The following is a 19,763-nucleotide window of genomic DNA, read 5'->3' as shown; positions in this document are numbered from 1 at the left end:
TGCGGCGGGAGCCTCGACGGCGGCGGGCGCCTCGACCACGGCGGCGGCTTCGGCAGCCGGGGCGGAGGTCGCCCGGGTGGCACGGCGGCGGGTCCGGGGAGCCGGGGCGGCGGCGTCCTCGACGGCGGCGGGAGCCTCGACGGACGCGGCGGGAGCCTCGACGGCGGCGGGCGCCTCGACCACGGCGGCGGCTTCGGCAGCCGGGGCGGAGGTCGCCCGGGTGGCACGGCGGCGGGTCCGCGGAGCCGGAGCGGCGGCCTCCTCGACGGCGGCCGGAGCCTCCACGGCAGCGGGAGCCTCGACCACGGCGGCGGCCTCGGCAGCCGGGGCGGCGGTGGCACGGGTGGCACGGCGGCGGGTCCGCGGAGCCGGGGCGGCGGCCTCCTCGACGGCGGACGGAGCCTCCACGGCAGCGGCAGGCGCCTCCACGACGGCGGCAGCCTCGGCAGCCGGGGCGGAGGCGGCGCGGGTGGCGCGGCGGCGGGGCCGCGGCGGGGCGGCGGGCGCGGCCTCGGCGGCGGGGGCGGCCGGCGCGGCCTCGACCGCTTCGGCGGCAGGTGCGGAGGCGGCGGCGGTCGCACCGGGCGGGCCGGCGGGACGCGACGCGGCACGGCGGCGCCTGCGCGGCGGCAGGTTGTCGCTCGGGCTGCCGTTGTCGATGCCGGCGGTGTTGTTGTTGGTCTCGTTGTCGAGCATGCGGGCGGTTCTCCCGTCACGCTCCCGGGCTCCGCGGCTGACATCCGGTCCGGCTCGGCTCCGCGCGTGTCGGCGCGGAGCCGGCCTCCGGGGCGCGTTCGCCTCACGGGAGCTGTAGTCCATGGCCGCCGGTTCCGTACGCTTTCGTACGGCCTGGCGGAAGTCTTCAGGTCGATGCGCGGCCCGACCCAGGTGGCTCCCGAGTACCAGGGCTGCGCGGCGGCGGCGACGCCCTTACGCGGCGGGACCTTCCGGCGCCTTCGCGTCGGCAGCCACGGCGGCCGTGGGTGGAGCGGCCGTGTCGGCCTCGCGGTCGGGCGCGAGCGGGTCGGTCACCGTGCCGGACTCCTCGTCGAAGAGCCCCTGCGCCAGCCTGGTCACCGCAGCGGGGACCGGCGGCGCCAGGTCGGCCACAGCTCGGAGACCGGACAGGACGTCGTCGGGTCGAACGGCAGGTGTCAGATGCCGAACAACCAGCCGCAGTATCGCACAGGCATTGTCCGCCGTCCTATCAGCCGGAGGAAGAACCTCCAGGGAGGCGACGGCGCCCCGGGTGTCGAAGGTGCGCATGCCGTTCTTGGTGCGGCGCTGCACCTCCACCTGCTCGGCGGCGAGGAAGGCCTCGGCCGCGCGCGCCGCCTCGGCGGAGTCGACCCCGTCGAGCCGCAGCTCCCACACGGAGGCGGTCAGCCGGTCGGCGAGGCCGGAGGTGCGGGCCTCGACGGCGTCGATGATGTCGAGGCCGAGCGGCATCGACTCGTCGAGCAGTTCGCGGAGCTTCTCCGGATCGCGGGGCTCCGTGAGCGCGATCTCCAGGTACTCGGCCTCGCTGCCGGTGCCGGTCGGCGCGGCGTTCGCGTAGGAGACGCGGGGGTGGGGGGTGAAGCCGGCCGAGTACGCCATCGGCACCTCGGCACGGCGCAGGGCGCGTTCGAACGCGCGCTGGAAGTCGCGGTGGCTGGTGAACCGGAGGCGGCCGCGCTTGGTGTAGCGCAGGCGGATGCGCTGCGCCACGGGTGCGGGGGGCGGGCCTTCGGGCTGTCGCTTGCCCAGGGGTTCTTCTCCTTGTGCGGGGCTCCGCGTCTCGCGCGTCGCCCTGAGGTCCGGGGGGACTGCCGGCCGTGCCCCGCGCCCCGGCTCGCCCCCGCCTCGGGGGCGGGGGGTGCTCGGGGGCGGGCAGGCGGCCTGTGGCTGTCGTACTACCCAGATTACGCGCCCCTGACCTCGCCGGTTCCCGGGGCGGTCACCCGAGGAGTACGCGGCGCACCTCGGCCCGGACCTGCCGGGCGGTGGTGCGCACGGTGCGCCCCGCCTCCCGCAGCAGGTGCCCGACCGGCGTGAGGACGTACCGGTACAGCTGCCGGCAGGGCCAGCCGACCAGCACCCACGCGGTCAGGGAGATCCCCCGCCACAGGGCCCGGGCGATCCGGCCGGCCACGTGCCAGGCCCAGACGAGGAGCTGCCACAGCGGCAGGAGCAGCAGGCGGTGGACGCCGCGGGCGAGCCAGGCGAGAGCCGTCCCGACGGGGACGAGCACCCACCGCCACACCGCCGCGGCGGTCCAGGCGACCGCCCGACCCACGGGAACGGCCAGGTACTCCCAGGCGGCGCGGAGCAGCCACAGCACCCCGCGCCCGACCGGCGCGAGCAGATACCGGTACACGGCCCATCCCAGCCACAGCACGGCGCGCCCGATCGGGGCGAGCAGGTACCCGTACACGGCCCGGCCCAGCCATACGAGGCCCTGCCCGGTCGGGGCGATCAGCCAGCGGTGGCCGGCGGAGCCCAGCCACCGCAGGCCGCGCCCGACAGGGGCGAGCAGGTACGCGTACAGGGCGCGGCCCGCGGGCGCGAGCAGGTACCGCCACAGCCCGACCCACGGCCAGACGAAGACCAGCCTGAGCAGCACGCCCAGCACCCACCCGGTGCCGCGGAGCACGGGCCCGAGGACGTGGGTCCACAGCGGCCCGAGCACGTGCCGGTACAGGGCCCGCGCACCGGCGGCGAGCAGCTCCCACACCACCCGCACGGGCAGCACGACGAGCACGGCGACGATCTTGACGGGCACCCGGAGCACCCCGGTGAGGCAGCCTTCGCCCTGGCCGGCGGAGGGTCGGTTGACGCGTTCCATGCCCCCAAGGACACAGGAACGCCCCCGTGCCGTTGCAGCGGGGGCGCGGATCTTCACCCGGATCCCGCCCGGCGGCCGGAGCACCTGCGGACGAGGCAGGCGCTCCGGGCTGATTCCGGGCGGGGCGGGAGGTCCTACTTGTTGACGACCGTCAGCGGCAGGAGCTTCTTGCCCGTGGGGCCGATCTGGATGTCGAGCCCGAGCTGAGGACAGACGCCGCAGTCGAAGCAGGGGGTCCAGCGGCAGTCCTCGACCTCGGTCTCGTCGAGGGCGTCCTGCCAGTCCTCCCAGAGCCAGTCCTTGTCGAGGCCCGAGTCGAGGTGGTCCCAGGGCAGGACCTCCTCGTAGGTGCGCTCGCGCGTCGTGTACCAGGCCACGTCGACGCCGTACTGCGGGAGGGCCTTCTCGGCGCACTCCATCCAGCGGTCGTAGCTGAAGTGCTCGCGCCAGCCGTCGAAGCGGCCGCCGTCCTCGTACACGGCGCGGATGACGTCGCCGATCCGGCGGTCGCCGCGGGAGAGCAGGCCCTCGACGATGCCCGGCTTGCCGTCGTGGTAGCGGAAGCCGATGGAGCGGCCGTACTTCTTGTCGCCGCGGATCTTGTCGCGGAGCTTCGCCAGGCGGGCGTCCGTCTCCTCCGCCGACAGCTGGGGGGCCCACTGGAAGGGGGTGTGCGGCTTGGGGACGAAGCCGCCGATGGAGACGGTGCAGCGGATGTCGTTCTGGCCGGACACCTCGCGGCCCTTGGCGATCACGTTGACCGCCATGTCACCGATCTGGAGGACGTCCTCGTCGGTCTCGGTCGGCAGGCCGCACATGAAGTACAGCTTCACCTGGCGCCAGCCGTTGCCGTAGGCGGTGGCGACGGTGCGGATCAGGTCCTCTTCCGAGACCATCTTGTTGATGACCTTGCGCATGCGCTCGGAGCCGCCCTCGGGGGCGAAGGTCAGGCCGGAGCGGCGGCCGTTGCGGGTGAGCTCGTTCGCCAGGTCCACGTTGAACGCGTCGACGCGGGTCGAGGGGAGGGACAGGCCCACCTTGTCGTCCGCGTAGCGGTCGGCGAGGCCCTTGGCGATGTCGGCGATCTCGGTGTGGTCCGCGGAGGACAGCGAGAGCAGGCCGACCTCCTCGAAGCCGGTGGCCTTCAGGCCGCGGTCCACCATCTCGCCGATGCCGGTGATGCTTCGCTCCCGCACGGGGCGCGTGATCATGCCGGCCTGGCAGAAGCGGCAGCCGCGGGTGCAGCCGCGGAAGATCTCGACGGACATCCGCTCGTGGACGGTCTCGGCGAGCGGGACCAGCGGCTGCTTGGGGTACGGCCACTCGTCGAGGTCCATGACGGTGTGCTTGGACACGCGCCACGGCACGCCGGAGCGGTTGGGGACGACACGCCCGATGCGGCCGTCGGGCAGGTACTCGACGTCGTAGAAGCCGGGGACGTACACGCCGCCGGTCTTGGCGAGGCGCAGCAGCAGCTCCTCGCGGCCGCCGGGGCGGCCCTCGGCCTTCCAGGCGCGGATGATCTCGGTGATGTCGAGGACGGCCTGCTCGCCGTCGCCGATGACGGCGCAGTCGATGAAGTCGGCGATCGGCTCGGGGTTGAAGGCGGCGTGGCCGCCGGCGAGGACGATCGGGTGGTCGACGGTGCGGTCGCGGGCTTCGAGGGGGATGCCCGCGAGGTCCAGCGCCGTGAGCATGTTGGTGTAGCCCAGCTCGGTGGAGAAGGACAGGCCGAAGACGTCGAAGGCGCCGACGGGGCGGTGGCTGTCGACGGTGAACTGCGGCACCTTGTGCTCGCGCATGAGCTCTTCGAGGTCGGGCCACACGCTGTACGTGCGCTCGGCGAGGACGCCCTCGCGCTCGTTCAGCACCTCGTAGAGGATCATGACGCCCTGGTTGGGGAGCCCGACCTCGTACGCGTCCGGGTACATGAGCGCCCACCGGACGTCACACGAATCCCACGGCTTGACGGTGGAGTTGAGTTCACCGCCGACGTACTGGATGGGCTTCTGCACATGCGGGAGCAGAGCTTCGAGCTGTGGGAAGACCGACTCGGACATCACGCGACTTTCGTGAAGCGGGCAGGGGGTGACTCTCTAGCGTAACCCGAGGGGCCGGGCACGCCGGACGGTGTGATCACCGCCTACGGGCGGAGGCCCTTCTTGCGTGCCCGGCGTGCGACCTTGTCCCATACGTGCGGTAGGTCGCGTTCGCTCCGGGCGGCCAGGGCGTCCTCGCGGGCGTAGAGGACACCCCAGGTGAAGGCGTTCTCGCCGGCCGCGGCCGCCTGGACGGAGAGGTCGCGGAGGGCTTCGCGGGCGACGACGCCGTCCTGGTGGTCGCCGAGCAGGGTCTGGACGGCCTTGAGGTCCTTGCGCAGGCGCTTGGCCGGCTTGCCGAGCGCCGGTTCGGCCGCCTCGGCGGCGTAGCGGGCCCGTTTCGCGGCCTTGCGGGCGGCGTGCAGGGCGAGGTCGCGCTCGTGGCCGGGGTCGAGGGCGAGGGCGTCGGCGATGCGGCCGGCGAGGCGGTCGTACTCGCGGCGGACGGCCTTGGCGAGGACGGGCCCGGCGGGCTTGCCCGCGGCGGGGAGCAGCGGCGGGTCCGCGAGCAGGGCGTCGACGGAGTCGAGGAGGGCGAGGTGGCGGGGGGAGTCGAGGGCGGCGAGGGCGCGGCGGCGGGACTCGGCGCGGCGGCCGTTGTTCCAGGTGCGCAGGCGGCCGCGGACGGGTCCGAGGAGGAGGTGGTGCGGGAGTTCGCCGATGCGGGTCCGGAAGCGTTCGTGGAGGACTTCCTGGTCGCGGTCGACGCCGAGTTCGCCGGCGAGCCGGCGCAGTTCGTCGCCGAGGGGGTCGGTGGCCGCGCGGTCGAGGACCTTGCTGTACGCCTTGAGGGCGCTGCGCAGGCGCCGGCTGGCGACGCGCATCTGGTGGACGGCGTCGGGGAGGTCGCGGCGGACGGCGGGGTCGTGGGCGACGAGGGAGTCGCGCTGCTCGCGGAGGTAGGCGAGGACGTACGCGCCCGCGGTGCCCTCGGCGGGTCCGGGGCGGGGTGCGGGGGCGGCGGCGGTGCCGGTCTCGGCGAGGGCGCGGGCGAGTTTGGAGGGGCTGTCGGAGGCCCGGATGCCGGCTTTCCGGAATTTCTTGGCGACGGCGTCGAGGAGGGCGGGGTCGGTGCCCTCGGCGAGTTCGACCTCGATCTCGGTCCAGTCGGCGGTGGCGGCGTCGGCGTCGCCGGCCTGCCGGGATTCCGCGTGGACGGTGTCGGTGGAGAGTTCGGCGAGGAGGGTGCCGTCGGCGTCGAGGAGGTGGCTGATGCGGCGGGTGGAGCGGAGCCTGATCTGCGGGACGAGGCCTGCGTCGCGGACGCGGGAGCGGACGAGGGCGGCGAGGTGGCGGGGGACGGTGTCGGCGAGGGGGGCGCCGATCTCGTCGCGGACGCCCGGGGAGACGGGCAGTTTGAGGTGCCAGCCGGCGTCGGTGCCGCCGGTGCGGCGGCGCAGGGTGACGCCGTCCGCGGCGAGCCGCTGGTCGGGGGTGTCGTAGTAGACGGCGTCGAGGTCGGCGGTGCCGCGGTCGGCGACGGCGGCGATCCCGGCGGTTCCGGCCAGGTCGGGGATGCCGCGCCGTTCGGCCTCGGCCGTCGTGAACTCGAATTTGCGTTCGATCTCGCGTGTGGTGTCGGCCATGCACCGAACTTAGACCCGGTCGGCGGGCGGCTGCAGGGCGAACGGGCGCCCGCGCGGCGAAACGGAGGAGATCCGGCCGCGGAGCGGCCCCGCCCGGCGCCCCCGCCTACCGCCCCTCCCGACGCCTGACCCGCCGCCCTACGCCGACATCGGACGCTGCACCTTGATCGACTGGAGCAGCCCGATGGCCACCCACACCGCGAACATGGACGACCCGCCGTAGGAGACGAACGGCAGCGGCAGCCCGGCCACAGGCATGATCCCGAGCGTCATGCCGATGTTCTCGAAGGACTGGAAGGCGAACCAGGCGATGATGCCGGCGCAGACGATGGTCCCGTACAGCTCGGGGGTCTCCCGGGCGATCACGCAGGCGCGCCAGAGGATGACGCCGAGCAGGACGAGGATGAGGCCGGCGCCGACGAAGCCGAGCTCCTCCCCCGCCACGGTGAAGACGAAGTCGGTCTGCTGCTCGGGGACGAACTGGCCGGTGGTCTGGGAGCCCTTGAACAGCCCCGCTCCGGTGAGTCCGCCGGAGCCGATGGCGATGCGCGCCTGGTTGGTGTTGTAGCCGACGCCTGCGGGGTCGAGTTCGGGGTTGGCGAAGGCCGCGAAGCGGTTGATCTGGTACTCGTCGAGGATGCCGAGCTGCCAGACGAGGACGGCGCCGGCGACGCCGGAGCCGAGGAGGCCGAAGACCCAGCGGTTGGAGGCGCCGGAGGCGAGCAGGACGCCGAGCACGATGACGATCATGACCATGACCGACCCGAGGTCGGGCATGAGCATGATGATGCCCATGGGGGCGGCCGCGAGCAGCAGGGCCTTGACGACCGTGCGGTGGTCGGGATGGGCGATGTCGCCCGCGTCGACCCGCGCGGCCAGCAGCACCGCCATGACCAGGATGATCGTGATCTTGACGAACTCGGAGGGCTGGAGCGAGAAGCCGCCGCCGAGGACGATCCAGGCGTGGGCGCCGTTGATGGTGGCGCCGAGCGGGGTGAGCACCGCGATGATCAGCACGAGGGAGATGCCGTAGAGGACCGGCACGGCCCCGCGCAGCGTGCGGTGGCCGAGCCAGATCGTGCCGATCATCAGGACGAGCCCGATGCCGGTGTTCATGGCGTGGCGGACGAGGAAGTAGTACGGGTCGCCCTGGTTGAGCTGGGTCCGGTTCCTCGTCGCCGACCACACCAGCAGGGTGCCGAGGAGGGACAGGGCGAGCGCCGAGAGGAGTATCGGCCAGTCGAGCCGGCGCAGCACCGAGTCGCGCGAGGTCAGCTTGGCCATCGCGCCGCGCTCGGGCGCGTACCGGGAGACGGAGAACTTGTTGGCGGTCTGCATGGTGGTGGGCTCAGTCCTGCCACGAGGGGGGCGGTGCGGGGGGTCCGGCGAGCGCGGGCGCCGCCGGGTCTTCGGGGGACGGGGGCACGTACGGCTTCACCTCGGGCGCCTCGATGGTGCCGTCGGGGCGGACGGCGGGCAGCTTGGTCTGCGGCTTGGGCAGCAGGGCCCGGGCCGGGTCGAAGCCGCCTTCCATGTCGAGGCCGTACAGGGCGTTGTAGATGTTGCGGACGGCGGGGCCGGAGGCACCGGAGCCGGTGCCGCCCTGGGAGATCGTCATGACGATGGTGAAGTCGTCGGTGTAGGTGGCCAGCCAGGAGGTCGTCTGCTTGCCGTAGACCTGGGCGGTGCCGGTCTTGGCGCGCATCGGGATCTTGTCCTGGGGCCAGCCGCCGAAGCGCCAGGCGGCGGTGCCGCCCGGTTCGACGACCATCCGCAGGCCCTTGTCGAGGTCCTTCAGGGTCTTGGCGTCGACGGGCAGCCGGCCGTGCGGCGTGGGCGGGATGACGGCGGTCCTCTTGCCGTCGGGGCTGATGACGGCCTTGCCGACGGTGGGGTTGTAGAGGGTGCCGCCGTTGCTGATGGCTGCGTAGGCGGTCGCCATCTGGATGGGGGTGACGAGGACGTCGCCCTGGCCGATGGCGAAGTTGATGCTGTCGAACGCCTTGAGCTGGTTGCCTTCGAGGCAGCTCTCGTAGGCGATCTGCTCGACGTAGGTGCCGCCCTTCTTGCCCTGCTTGCACCAGGCGTCCTTGTTCGCCTTCCAGAAGTCCTTCTTCCACTGCCGGTCGGGGATGCGGCCGGTGACCTCGTTCGGCAGGTCGACCCCGGTCTCGGAGCCGAGGCCGAACTCCCGGGCGGTCCGGTAGAACCAGTCGTGGGCGTCCTTCTTCGGGGTCAGGCCGCCGTCGCGCTGCCATTCCTTGTGCCCGAGGGCGTAGAAGACGGTGTTGCAGGAGAACTTGAGCGCCTCGCCGAGGGTGATGGGGCCGTGCCCCTTGGACTCGAAGTTGGCGAAGCTGCGGCCGCCGAGGCTGTAGGAGCTGCTGCAGTTGTAGCGGCTGTCGAAGGGGTAGCCGGCGCGCACGGCGGCGCTGGCCGAGACCACCTTGAAGATGGAGCCCGCGGGGGCCTGGCCCTGGATGGCCCGGTTGAGGAGCGGGTAGTTGGAGCTCTTGCTGGTGAGCCGGGCGTAGTCCTTGGCGGAGATGCCGCCGACCCAGGCGTTGGGGTCGTAGTCGGGCTGGGAGGCCATGGCGACGATGCGGCCGGTCTTGGCCTCCATCACGACGACGGCGCCGGAGTCGGCCTCGTACTTCCGCCCGGTGATCTTGTCGGTCTCCTGGCGGACGGTCTTCATCGCCTGCTGGAGCTCGAACTCCGCGACGGCCTGGACGCGGGCGTCGATGCTCGTGACGAGGGTGGAGCCGGGGACGCCCGGGTCGGACCTGGTCTGGCCCATGACCCGGCCGAGGTTGTCGACCTCGTAGGAGGTGACGGCCGCCTTGCCGCGCAGCTCCTTGTCGTACGTCCGCTCGATCCCGGAGCGGCCGACCTGGTCCGAGCGCAGGTGCGGCGAGTCGGTGTTCTTGGCCTTCTGGATCTCCTCGTCGGTGACCGGGGAGAGGTAGCCGAGGACCTGCGCGGTGCGGGCGCCGCCGGGCGCCGGGTAGCGGCGTACGGCGGTCGGCTCGGCGGTGATGCCGGGGAACTCCTCGGGGCGCTCGCGGATCTGGAGGGCCTGCTGGGTGGTGGCCTCCGAGGTGACCGGGATCGGCTGGTAGGGGGAGCCGTTCCAGCAGGGGCGGGGGGTCTGGGAGTCGCAGATGCGGACCTTCTCCATGACCTCCTTCGGCGTCATGTCGAGCACGCCGGCGAGCCGGGTGAGAACGCCCGCGCCCTTGTCTTTCATCTTCATCAGCGCGGTGCGGCTGGCCGAGACCACGAGCCGGGTCTCGTTGTCGGCGAGGGCCACGCCGCGGGCGTCGAGGATGGGGCCGCGCACGGCGGGCTGGACGACGCGCTGGACGTGGTTGTGCCTGGCCTCGTAGGAGTACTCGTCGCCGTTGCGGATCTGGATGTACCACAGGCGCCCGCCGAGCGTGGCCAGCATGGAGCAGACGAGCACCTGGACGATGACGAGCCGGATCTGCACGCGGGAGGTGCGGCGGGTCTCGGGGGTGTTGGTCACGGGCCCTGCCCCCTCACAGCTTCTTGACGCTCTTCACACCCTTGACGCCCTTGACCCCCCTTATCCGGCCGGCCCGGTTGGCCCGGTTGCGCGCGGTGATCAGCCGGAGGCCGCCGCGCTGGCTGCCGATGCGCAGGCCGGTGCCGCCGGCGACCCAGCCGGAGGAGACGTCGGCGGCCTTGGCCTGACCGGCGCTGGCCTCGACGGCCATCGGGTCGTTCTCGGCGCGCCGGGCGAGGGCCATGATGAACGGCACCGTGAACGGCGCGAGGAGCAGGTCGTAGGCGGTCGCGGTGAGCAGCAGCCCCGTCAGGCCGACGTGGCGGGCGGCGGTGTCGCCGACGAGGGCGCCGACGCCCGCGTACATCAGGGTGGAGGTGATGGCCGCGGCGACGACGGTGAGCAGGGGCCCCCAGGCGGAGCGGAACCGCCCGGAGTCGGGCCGGACGAGGCCGGCGGCGTAGCCGATGACGCACAGGACGAGGGCGTAGCGCCCGGCGGCGTGGTCGGCGGGCGGGGCGAGGTCGGCGACGAGTCCGGCGGCGAAGCCGATGAGGGCGCCGCTGGTGTGCCCGTAGACGAGGGCGAGGGCGACGACGGTCAGCAGGACGAGGTCGGGCACGGCACCGGGCAGTTGCAGCCGTCCGAGGACGCTGACCTGGATGACGAGGGCGACCACGACGAGCGTGGCGGAGAGCAGGATCCGGTTGAAGCGCATGGGGGGCAGCTCCTACTCGTCGGCCGGCTTGGCGGGGGCACCGGCGGACGCGGACGGGGACGGGGTGACCGTGACCGTGACCGTCGGGGTGGGCTGGACCGCGGGCTTGGGGGGCAGGACGGTGTCGCGCGGGTCCTCGCGCGGCGGTACGACGACGACGCCGACGATGTCGAGCCGGGAGAAGCCGACGAAGGGGCGTACCCAGACGGTGCGGGTGAGGTCGCCGCGGGCGGGGTCGACCTTGACGACCTCGCCGATGGGGACGCCGGGGACGAAGGGCTTGTTGCCGCGGGACCCGAAGGTGACGAGCCGGTCGCCGGGGGCGACCTTGGCCTTGCCGTTGAGCATCTGGACGGACAGGGCGCGGTCGCCCTGCCCGGTGGCGAAGCCGAGTTCGCCGGTCTTCTCCAGGCGGGTGCCGACGGTGAAGTCGGGGTCGTTGGCGAGGACGACGGTGGCGGTGTCGGGGCCGACGGTGGCGACGCGGCCGACGAGGCCGTCGCCGTTGAGGACGGTCATGTCGCGCTCGATGCCGTCGTTGCTGCCGGCGTCGATGGTGACGGTCCAGGAGAAGCCCTGGGCCGCTCCTATGGCGATGACCTCGGCGCCCTTGATGCCGTACTGGCCGGAGCCGGCCCGCTTGAGCATCTCGTCGAGTTCGCGGATGCGGCTGCGGGTGAGGTCCTCGCTGCCCAGCTTGGCCTTCAGGGCGGCGTTCTCGCGTTCGAGGACGGCGATGCGGCTGTGCCGCTCGCCGGAGTCCCGTACGGCGCCTATGGCGTGGGCGACGGGGTCGACGGCCGAGGCGACGCCTTCCTCGACCGGTCCGAAGACCGCCGCGGCGGCCTGCCGGGCGCCGTCGACCGGCGACTCCTCGCCTGCCCTGATGTCCACCGTGATCAATGCGAACGCGATGGCGATCAGGAGCACCAGGAGCAGCCGGCTTTCTCGTGTGTCCCTCACGTGCGGCGGCCGTGCCTTCCTCGTAGTTGCCCGTGCGGCTGAGCCGCTCCGGTCGCGCCCGGTGCTCGGGGGGCACCGGGCTGCTGCCTGTATATCAACGATCCGCCGCACGGGCGCGGCAGCACCCGTACGGCGGATCCTTGTGTTCCGTGCGCGCCCGCAGGGGGGTTGGCGTCACCGTCGGGGCTGGGCGTCCAGGACCTGCTGGAGCGCCTCGAACTCCTCCACGCACTTGCCGGAGCCGAGCGCGACGGAGTCCAGGGGGTCTTCGGCGATGTGGATCGGCATGCCCGTCTCGCGGCGCAGCCGCTCGTCGAGGCCGCGCAGCAGGGCGCCGCCGCCGGTGAGGACGATGCCGCGGTCCATGATGTCGCCGGAGAGCTCCGGCGGGCACTTGTCGAGGGTGGTCTTGACCGCGTCCACGATCGCGTTCACCGGCTCCTCGATGGCCTTGCGGACCTCGGCGGCCGAGATGACGACGGTCTTGGGCAGGCCCGAGACGAGGTCCCGGCCGCGGATCTCGGTGTGCTCGTCCTTGTCGAGGTCGTACGCCGACCCGATCGTGATCTTGATCTGCTCGGCGGTCCGCTCACCGAGGAGGAGGCTGTACTCCTTCTTGATGTGCTGGATGATCGCGTTGTCGAGCTCGTCTCCGGCGACCCGGATGGACTGGGCCGTGACGATTCCGCCGAGGGAGATGACGGCGACCTCGGTGGTGCCGCCGCCGATGTCCACGACCATGTTGCCGGTGGCCTCGTGGACCGGGAGGCCCGAGCCGATGGCCGCGGCCATGGGCTCCTCGATGATGTGGACCTGACGGGCGCCCGCCTGGGTGGACGCCTCGATGACGGCGCGGCGCTCCACCCCGGTGATGCCCGAGGGGACGCAGACCACGACGCGCGGGCGGGCCAGGTAGCGGCGCTTGTGGATCTTGAGGATGAAGTACCGGAGCATCCGCTCGGTGATCTCGAAGTCGGCGATGACGCCGTCCTTGAGGGGCCTGACGGCGACGATGTTCCCGGGCGTGCGCCCGATCATCTTCTTCGCCTCGGAGCCGACCGCCAGAATGCCACCGGTGTTCGTGTTGATGGCGACCACGGACGGCTCGTTCAGGACGATCCCCCGGCCCCTCACGTACACCAGCGTGTTGGCGGTCCCGAGGTCGATCGCCATGTCACGGCCGATGAACGACATGTTGTTCCCCTTGTTCCCCATGAGGAGCGTCTGGCCTTCCAGTTGATAGCGGCTGCTGTCAGGTCGGCGAGGTGGGTGTGTGGGTGGAGGCCCCATCGTAGTGCCGCGGGTGCGCACATCGCGCGACGGGACTCCGGCAATCCCGCCGGAACGGATACCCGCCCCCTTACTGGTGACGTCGTGTCCTGCCCATGCGTTCCCGCGGGTGCGCCCGTATACCGAAGGGCGACCGAAATTACTTCGGTCGCCCCAGGTGGAGAGCGCTATTCGGCTGATGTCACGTCAGGAGGGACGGGCTCACAGCGCGGGGAAGAACAGCTTCAGCTCGCGCTCCGCGGACTCCTCCGAGTCCGACGCGTGGATCAGGTTCTCGCGGACGATGGTCCCGAAGTCCCCCCGGATGGAGCCGGGCGCCGCGGCGATCGGGTCGGTCGGGCCGGCCAGCTGCCGGACGCCCTCGATGGCCCGCTCGCCCTCGACCACGAGGACGACGACCGGGCCGCTCGCCATGAAGCCCATGAGCGGCTCGTAGAAGACCTTGCCCTTGTGCTCGCCGTAGTGGGCCTCCAGGGTCTCCTGGTCCAGCGTGCGCAGCTCCATGGCGGGAATCGTCCAGCCGGCCTTCCGCTCGATGCGGCCGATGATCTCGCCGACCAGTCCCCTCTTGACCGCGTCGGGCTTGAGGATGACGAGCGTGCGCTGGGACATGTTGCGGCTCCTTGCGGCAAACGGGTGCGGTGGTACGAGGCTACAGGGAGCGCCGGGGACCGCCGGCACCCGGACCGGGTACCCCTTCCGCCTGCCTCCCGGGGCCCGCCCAGGCCCCGCCGGCCTCAGGCCTGGGCTTCGCCCTGAGCGGCCCAGCGGGCCTTGGCCTCGTCGATCTTGCGGCCGTAGTGGACCGAGCACCACCACAGGCCGGCGAAGACCGCCCCGAGGAAGAACATCGTCGGCACGACGAAGCCGCTCGCGATCAGCCCGATCTGCAGCGCCCAGCCGATCTGCACCGCGCCGGGGCGCGACAGCATCCCGCACAGCAGCACCGACAGCAGCATGGCGATCCCGCAGACCGTCCAGACCGTGGCCTGCGACAGGTCGCCCTTCATGGCGACCAGCCCGGCGAAACCGATCACGAAGAACTCCGCGATCAGGGTGCTCGCACACAGCGTGCGCATCCGTCAGCCCCTCTTCAGCAGCAGGCGGGCCTCGCCCACCGTGATCACGGAGCCGGTGACCAGGACGCCGGCCCCTCCGTACTCGCCCTCTTCCTCCGCCAGGGTGATGGCGGCCTCCAGGGCGTCGTCAAGCCGCGGCTCCACCTGCACCCGGTCGGGGCCGAACACCTCGACCGCGATGGCCGCCAGCTCGTCCGCCGACATCGCCCGGTGGCTGGTGTTCACGGTGACCACGACCTCCGCGAAGATCGGCTCGAAGGCCTCGAACACCCCGCGGACGTCCTTGCCCTCGCTGGCTGCGACGACGCCGATGAGCCGGCTGAAGCCGAAGGCCTCGGTGACCGCCTCGGCCGTCACCCGCGCGCCGGCCGGGTTGTGCGCCGCGTCCAGGATGACCGTGGGGCTGCGACGGACGACCTCCATCCGGCCCGGCGAGGCCACCGACGCGAACGCCCGGCGCACCGTGTCGGCGTCCAGCTCCCGCGCGGCCTCCCGGCCGACGCCGAAGAACGCCTCGACCGCGGCCAGCGCCACCGCCGCGTTGTGCGCCATGTGCGCGCCGTGCAGCGGCAGGAAGATGCCGTCGTACTCGCCGCCCATGCCGCGCAGCGTCAGCATCTGCCCGCCGACCGCCACCTCGCGGGAGACGACGCCGAACTCCATGCCCTCGCGGGCGACCGTCGCGTCCGCCTCGACGGCCTTCTTCAGCAGCACCTGCGCCGCGTCCACCGGCTGCTGGGCCAGGATCACGGTGGAGTCCTGCTTGATGACGCCGCCCTTCTCCCCCGCGATCTCGCCCGGGGTCGAGCCCAGCCGGTCGGTGTGGTCCAGGCTGATCGGGGTGATGACCGCGACCGAGGCGTCGATGACGTTCGTCGCGTCCCAGGTGCCGCCCATGCCGACCTCGATGACGGCCGCGTCGACCGGTGCGTCCGCGAACGCCGCGTACGCCATGCCGGTGAGCACCTCGAAGAACGACAGCCGGTACTCCTGCGCGGCGTCGACCATCTCCACGTACGGCTTGATGTCGCGGTAGGTCTCCACGAACCGCTCGGCCGCGATCGGCGCCCCGTCCAGGCTGATCCGCTCGGTGACCGACTGCACGTGCGGGCTGGTGTACCGGCCGGTGCGCAGGTCGAAGGCGTTCAGCAGGGCCTCGATCATGCGGGCCGTGCTGGTCTTGCCGTTGGTGCCGGTCACGTGGATCGTCGGGTACGCGCGCTGCGGCTCCCCGAGGACGTCCATCAGCGCGGCGATCCGCGACACGGACGGCTCCAGCTTCGTCTCGCCCCAGCGGGTGGAAAGCTCCTGCTCGACCTCCCGCAGCGCCGCGGCCACCTCGGGGTCGAGGGGCTCGGCGGGCACCGCGTCGCCCTGCGGCGGTCCGGCCTGGGCGCGCAGGGTGCGGCTGCCGGCCTCGATCACCGCCAGGTCGGGGTCGCGCTCGGACTCTTCGGCCACGATCCGGTCGAACATGTCGAGGGTGTCGTCGCGGTCGTCGGGGCCGTGGCCCTCGGGCTGCTGCTCACTCACGGACCCAGTTTACGGACGCGGGCCCGCGCGGCTTCCGGCCCGGGCACCTTGACACCGTTTGCAGCGTATCCACCCGTACTGCCCCGGCCGCCGGAAGCCTATCCGCACGGGAGGGTGGCGACGACCACGTACGCGTCGTCCGTCCGGGTGGCTGTCAGGGTGCCGCCCAGGCTGCCGACGCGTTCCGCCATGCTCGCCGTGCCCGAGCCCGCCGAGACCGGCGCGCGGGCCGGGAGCCCGGCCGGCAGCGGGTTGCCGACCGAGATCCGCAGCTGCCCGCCGTCCGCCTCGATCCGGACGTCGACGGTCTCGCCGCCGGCGTGCTTGGCGGCGTTGGTCAGGCACTCCTGCACCACCCGGTAGACGGCGGCCTGCCGCAGCGGCGACAGCCCGTGCACCCGCGGGTCCAGCTCCATCCGCACCGGCGTGCCGGCTCGTCCGCTCTCCTCGGCGAGCGCGGCCAGCCCCTCCACGCCCGGGGTGGCGGCGGGCCCGCCGCGCTGCACGATGATCTCGTTGAGGGCGAGGTGGGCCCGGCGCGCGGTGTCCGCCAGCTCCTCGAAGTCCTTCCCGTACGCCGTCCCGCGGGCGCGCCGCGACAGCACCTCGGAGCGGACCGTCAGCAGGGTCAGCTCCCGGCCGACGAAGTCGTGGACGTCCCGGCGGACCGAGGTGCGCTCCTGCTGGACCGCGTGCAGCACGGCCGCCTCCGCCCGCCGGGCCTCCAGCTCGCGCACCAGGTCGTGGCGGGAGGCGGCGACCCCGACGACCGAGGCGAGCACCCCGATGGGCACGACGAGGCTCACGTACGCGCTCAGCGTCTGGGCGCGAGGCTCGGGCCAGCCGGGGACGCTGAACACGGCGAGCGCGTACCCCACGTACCCGGCGGTGGCGAGCACCGCGGCCCGCCGTCCGCGGAAGCGGCCCACCGAGTACAGGGCGAACTGGACCAGCGTCAGCTCGTGCAGCCAGCCGAGGAACAGCAGCGCGGTGGCGTACGCGATCCACGGCGCGCAGCGCCGCACCAGGAGCGTCGCCGCCCCGGCGGCGAGCACGGCGGCGGCCAGCACTCCGTTCAGCGAGTTGTCGGCGGCGGCGAGGCCCGGCAGGTCCAGGGCCATCAGGGCCAGGCAGCCGAAGGCGGCGAGCAGGTCCTGCGCCCGCTGCGGCCCGGCGGACCAGGCGCCGGCGGTACGGCGGCCCGCGGCGGCGGCGGCCGCCGCCGCCCGGTGGAACGCCGAGGCGGCGGGCGTGACGGACATGGTGTCCATCTTCCGCGGTCGCAGACGGGGAGGAGGCGGGCGGCGGGCTGCGGCGGGCGTGAGAATCGGCACGGCCGCGCCGGGAACCTCCCCCGCACGGCGCAGGCCCCCGCGCCGCGGGTGCGGTGCGGGGGCCTGCGGGCGGCCGTACGGTCCGTCAGGCGGCGGGCAGCGCCTCCAGCTGGGCCTGGATGCGGGCGATGTCCGCCTCGGCCTTGGCCAGCCGGCCCTTGATCTTGTCGACGACGTTGTCGGGGGCCTTCGCCAGGAACGCCTCGTTCCCGAGCTTCGCCTCGGCCTGGGCCTTCTCCTTCTCCGCGGCCGCGAGGTCCTTGGAGAGGCGCTTGCGCTCGGCGTCCACGTCGATGGTGCCCGACAGGTCGAGCGCGACGGTCGCACCGCCGACCGGCAGTGTGGCGGTGGCGCTGAAGCCCTCGCCCTCCGGCTGGAGGCGCAGCAGCTGGCGGATGGCCGCCTCGTGCGCGGCGAGCGGGGTGCCGGCGAGGTCGAGGCGGGCCGGCACCTTCTGGCCCGGCTGCAGGCCCTGGTCGGCGCGGAAGCGGCGGACCTCGGTGACGACCTGCTGGAGGTTCCCGATCTCGGCCTCGGCGGCCTCGTCGCGGAAGCCGCCGGGTGCGTCGGCACCGGGGACGGACACCGTGGAGGGCCACTCGGCGACCACGATGGACTCGCGGCCGGTGAGGGTCGTCCACAGGGTCTCGGTGACGAACGGGACGATCGGGTGCAGCAGCCGCATCAGGACGTCCAGGACCTCGCCGAGGACCCGGCCGGAGGCCTTGGCGCCCTCACCGCCCGCGAAGAACGTCGTCTTCGACAGCTCGACGTACCAGTCGAAGACCTCGTCCCACGCGAAGTGGTAGAGCGCCTCGCTGAGCTTGGCGAACTGGAAGTCCTCGTAGTACGCGTCGACCTGCGCGACCGTCTTGTTCAGGCGCGAGAGGATCCAGCGGTCGGTGGCGGACAGCTTCTCCGCCGGCGGCAGCTCGCCCTCGACGGTGGCGCCGTTCATCAGCGCGAAGCGGGTCGCGTTCCAGATCTTGTTGGCGAAGTTCCGGGACGCCTGGACCCAGTCCTCGCCGATCGGGACGTCGGTGCCCGGGTTCGCGCCCTTGGCGAGGGTGAAGCGGACGGCGTCGGAGCCGTACTTGTCCATCCAGTCCAGCGGGTCGACGACGTTGCCGAAGGACTTCGACATCTTCTTGCCGCGCTCGTCGCGGACCAGGCCGGTCAGGGCGATGGTCTTGAACGGGACCTCGCCGTCCATCGCGTACAGGCCGAACATCATCATCCGGGCGACCCAGAAGAAGATGATGTCGTGGCCGGTCAGCAGGACGTCGGTGGAGTAGAACTTCGCCAGGTCCGGGGTCTTCTCCGGCCAGCCGAGCGTGGAGAACGGCCACAGGCCGGAGGAGAACCAGGTGTCGAGGACGTCGGTGTCCTGGTGCCAGCCCTCGCCCGCCGGCGGCTGCTCGTCGGGGCCGACGCAGACGATCTCGCCGTCCGGGCCGTACCAGATCGGGATCCGGTGGCCCCACCACAGCTGGCGCGAGATGCACCAGTCGTTCATGTTGTCGACCCAGTCGAAGTAGCGCTTCGACATGTCCTCGGGGTGGATCCTGACGCGGCCGTCGCGGACGGCGTCGCCGGCGGCCTTGGCCAGCGGCTTGACGTTGACCCACCACTGCATGGACAGGCGCGGCTCGACGGTCGTCTTGCAGCGCGAGCAGTGGCCGACGGAGTGCATGTACGGGCGCTTCTCGGCGACGATCCGGCCCTGCTCGCGCAGGGCGCCGACGACGGAGGAGCGGGCCTCGTAGCGGTCCAGGCCGAGGAAGGGGCCGTGGACGGTGATGACGCCGTGCTCGTCCATGATCGTCATGGAGGGCAGGTCGTGGCGCTGGCCGATCGCGAAGTCGTTCGGGTCGTGCGCCGGGGTCACCTTGACGGCGCCGGTGCCGAACTCGGGGTCGACGTGCGTGTCGGCGACGACCGGGATGGTGCGGTCGGTCAGCGGCAGCTTGATCTGCTTGCCGACGAGGTGCTTGTAGCGCTCGTCGTCCGGGTGGACGGCGACCGCGGTGTCGCCGAGCATCGTCTCGGCACGGGTCGTCGCGACGACCAGGGAGTCCTCGCCCTCGCCGTACCGGATGGAGACGAGCTCACCGGCGTCCTCCTGGTACTCCACCTCGATGTCCGAGATGGCGGTCAGGCAGCGCGGGCACCAGTTGATGATGCGCTCGGCGCGGTAGATCAGCTCGTCGTCGTACAGCTTCTTGAAGATCGTCTGGACGGCCTTGGACAGGCCCTCGTCCATGGTGAACCGCTCGCGCGACCAGTCGACGCCGTCGCCGAGGCGGCGCATCTGGCCGAGGATCTTGCCGCCGTACTCCTCCTTCCACTGCCAGACGCGCTCGACGAACTCCTCGCGGCCCAGGTCGTGGCGGGACTTGCCCTCCTCGGCGAGCTGCTGCTCGACCTTGTTCTGGGTGGCGATGCCGGCGTGGTCCATGCCGGGCAGCCACAGGGCCTCGTGGCCCTGCATGCGCTTGCGGCGGGTCAGGGCGTCCATCAGCGTGTGCTGGAAGGCGTGGCCCAGGTGGAGCGATCCGGTGACGTTCGGCGGCGGGATGACGATGGTGTACGCGGGCTTCTCGCTCGCCGCGTCGGCGGTGAAGTACCCACGCTCTACCCAGCGCTCGTAGAGCTTCCCCTCTACCTCGGCCGGCGCGTACTGGGTCGGCAGTTCGGAGTCGGGGCTGCTGGGTGTCTGCGTGTTCTCGGTCACGGGCACAGTTTAGAGGCGTAACGGTCCGGTACTGAAACCGGTAATCAGGGGGCCCGGCGGCCTGCGCCCGA

The 19,763-nt window shown here is 72.5% G+C and carries 14 protein-coding genes and 1 pseudogene; all 15 read right to left on the bottom strand.

The genetic code is table 11. The features are described 5' to 3' along the window. Positions 1–696: pseudogene (locus tag ACZ462_RS06620) on the bottom strand (ribonuclease E/G); the annotation flags it as partial. 234 nt (positions 697–930) lie between these two features. Beyond that, on the bottom strand, positions 931–1,710 hold the full coding sequence (locus ACZ462_RS06615) for a TIGR03936 family radical SAM-associated protein (RefSeq protein ID WP_467806895.1): 780 nt from the start codon (positions 1,708–1,710) through the stop codon (positions 931–933). 229 nt (positions 1,711–1,939) lie between these two features. Beyond that, positions 1,940–2,827: a hypothetical protein gene (locus ACZ462_RS06610; RefSeq protein WP_467806894.1), complete on the bottom strand. Its 888-nt coding sequence runs from the start codon at positions 2,825–2,827 to the stop codon at positions 1,940–1,942. A gap of 134 nt (positions 2,828–2,961) precedes the next feature. After that, positions 2,962–4,890 (bottom strand): TIGR03960 family B12-binding radical SAM protein, encoded by a 1,929-nt coding sequence (locus ACZ462_RS06605; protein WP_467806893.1) that lies wholly within the window; start codon positions 4,888–4,890, stop codon positions 2,962–2,964. An 80-nt stretch (positions 4,891–4,970) separates the two neighbouring features. Continuing rightward, positions 4,971–6,512, bottom strand: a complete 1,542-nt coding sequence (locus tag ACZ462_RS06600; protein ID WP_467806891.1) for a CYTH and CHAD domain-containing protein — start codon at positions 6,510–6,512, stop codon at positions 4,971–4,973. 138 nt (positions 6,513–6,650) lie between these two features. After that, complete coding sequence (gene rodA / locus ACZ462_RS06595; RefSeq protein ID WP_467806889.1) at positions 6,651–7,850, bottom strand: rod shape-determining protein RodA; 1,200 nt, start codon at positions 7,848–7,850, stop codon at positions 6,651–6,653. A gap of 10 nt (positions 7,851–7,860) precedes the next feature. Beyond that, positions 7,861–10,041: a penicillin-binding protein 2 gene (gene mrdA, locus ACZ462_RS06590; protein ID WP_467806888.1), complete on the bottom strand. Its 2,181-nt coding sequence runs from the start codon at positions 10,039–10,041 to the stop codon at positions 7,861–7,863. A 13-nt stretch (positions 10,042–10,054) separates the two neighbouring features. Continuing rightward, positions 10,055–10,759, bottom strand: coding sequence for a rod shape-determining protein MreD (gene mreD, locus ACZ462_RS06585; protein WP_467806886.1), 705 nt, complete (start codon positions 10,757–10,759; stop codon positions 10,055–10,057). A 12-nt stretch (positions 10,760–10,771) separates the two neighbouring features. Beyond that, complete coding sequence (gene mreC, locus ACZ462_RS06580) at positions 10,772–11,722, bottom strand: rod shape-determining protein MreC (protein ID WP_365508717.1); 951 nt, start codon at positions 11,720–11,722, stop codon at positions 10,772–10,774. 174 nt (positions 11,723–11,896) lie between these two features. Next, positions 11,897–12,916, bottom strand: a complete 1,020-nt coding sequence (locus ACZ462_RS06575) for a rod shape-determining protein (protein WP_008738981.1) — start codon at positions 12,914–12,916, stop codon at positions 11,897–11,899. Between the two features lie 297 nt (positions 12,917–13,213). After that, complete coding sequence (gene ndk / locus ACZ462_RS06570; protein WP_365508714.1) at positions 13,214–13,624, bottom strand: nucleoside-diphosphate kinase; 411 nt, start codon at positions 13,622–13,624, stop codon at positions 13,214–13,216. Between the two features lie 125 nt (positions 13,625–13,749). Further along, positions 13,750–14,091, bottom strand: coding sequence for a DUF4233 domain-containing protein (locus ACZ462_RS06565; RefSeq protein ID WP_114057547.1), 342 nt, complete (start codon positions 14,089–14,091; stop codon positions 13,750–13,752). A gap of 3 nt (positions 14,092–14,094) precedes the next feature. Beyond that, entirely contained in the window at positions 14,095–15,567 is a 1,473-nt protein-coding gene (gene folC / locus ACZ462_RS06560) for a bifunctional tetrahydrofolate synthase/dihydrofolate synthase (RefSeq protein ID WP_467806955.1), read from the bottom strand. A gap of 155 nt (positions 15,568–15,722) precedes the next feature. Beyond that, positions 15,723–16,886, bottom strand: coding sequence for a sensor histidine kinase (locus ACZ462_RS06555; protein ID WP_467806885.1), 1,164 nt, complete (start codon positions 16,884–16,886; stop codon positions 15,723–15,725). 157 nt (positions 16,887–17,043) lie between these two features. Then, complete coding sequence (locus tag ACZ462_RS06550) at positions 17,044–19,692, bottom strand: valine--tRNA ligase (RefSeq protein WP_467806883.1); 2,649 nt, start codon at positions 19,690–19,692, stop codon at positions 17,044–17,046. Between the last annotated feature and the right edge of the window lie 71 nt (positions 19,693–19,763).

This window comes from Streptomyces sp. NPDC031121 (assembly GCF_055570615.1).
This window is presented reverse-complemented; position numbering and strand designations above follow the sequence as displayed.

Bases quoted from the DNA above. Each gene is read 5' to 3' on its own strand.
- ACZ462_RS06600 (WP_467806891.1), bottom strand. From the start codon at position 6,512: ATGGCCGACACCACACGCGAGATCGAACGCAAATTCGAGTTCACGACG.
- folC (WP_467806955.1), bottom strand. From the start codon at position 15,567: ATGTTCGACCGGATCGTGGCCGAAGAGTCCGAGCGCGACCCCGACCTG.
- mreD (WP_467806886.1), bottom strand. From the start codon at position 10,759: ATGCGCTTCAACCGGATCCTGCTCTCCGCCACGCTCGTCGTGGTCGCC.
- ACZ462_RS06565 (WP_114057547.1), bottom strand. From the start codon at position 14,091: ATGCGCACGCTGTGTGCGAGCACCCTGATCGCGGAGTTCTTCGTGATC.
- rodA (WP_467806889.1), bottom strand. From the start codon at position 7,850: ATGCAGACCGCCAACAAGTTCTCCGTCTCCCGGTACGCGCCCGAGCGC.
- ACZ462_RS06575 (WP_008738981.1), bottom strand. From the start codon at position 12,916: ATGTCGTTCATCGGCCGTGACATGGCGATCGACCTCGGGACCGCCAAC.
- ACZ462_RS06555 (WP_467806885.1), bottom strand. From the start codon at position 16,886: ATGTCCGTCACGCCCGCCGCCTCGGCGTTCCACCGGGCGGCGGCGGCC.
- ndk (WP_365508714.1), bottom strand. From the start codon at position 13,624: ATGTCCCAGCGCACGCTCGTCATCCTCAAGCCCGACGCGGTCAAGAGG.
- ACZ462_RS06610 (WP_467806894.1), bottom strand. From the start codon at position 2,827: ATGGAACGCGTCAACCGACCCTCCGCCGGCCAGGGCGAAGGCTGCCTC.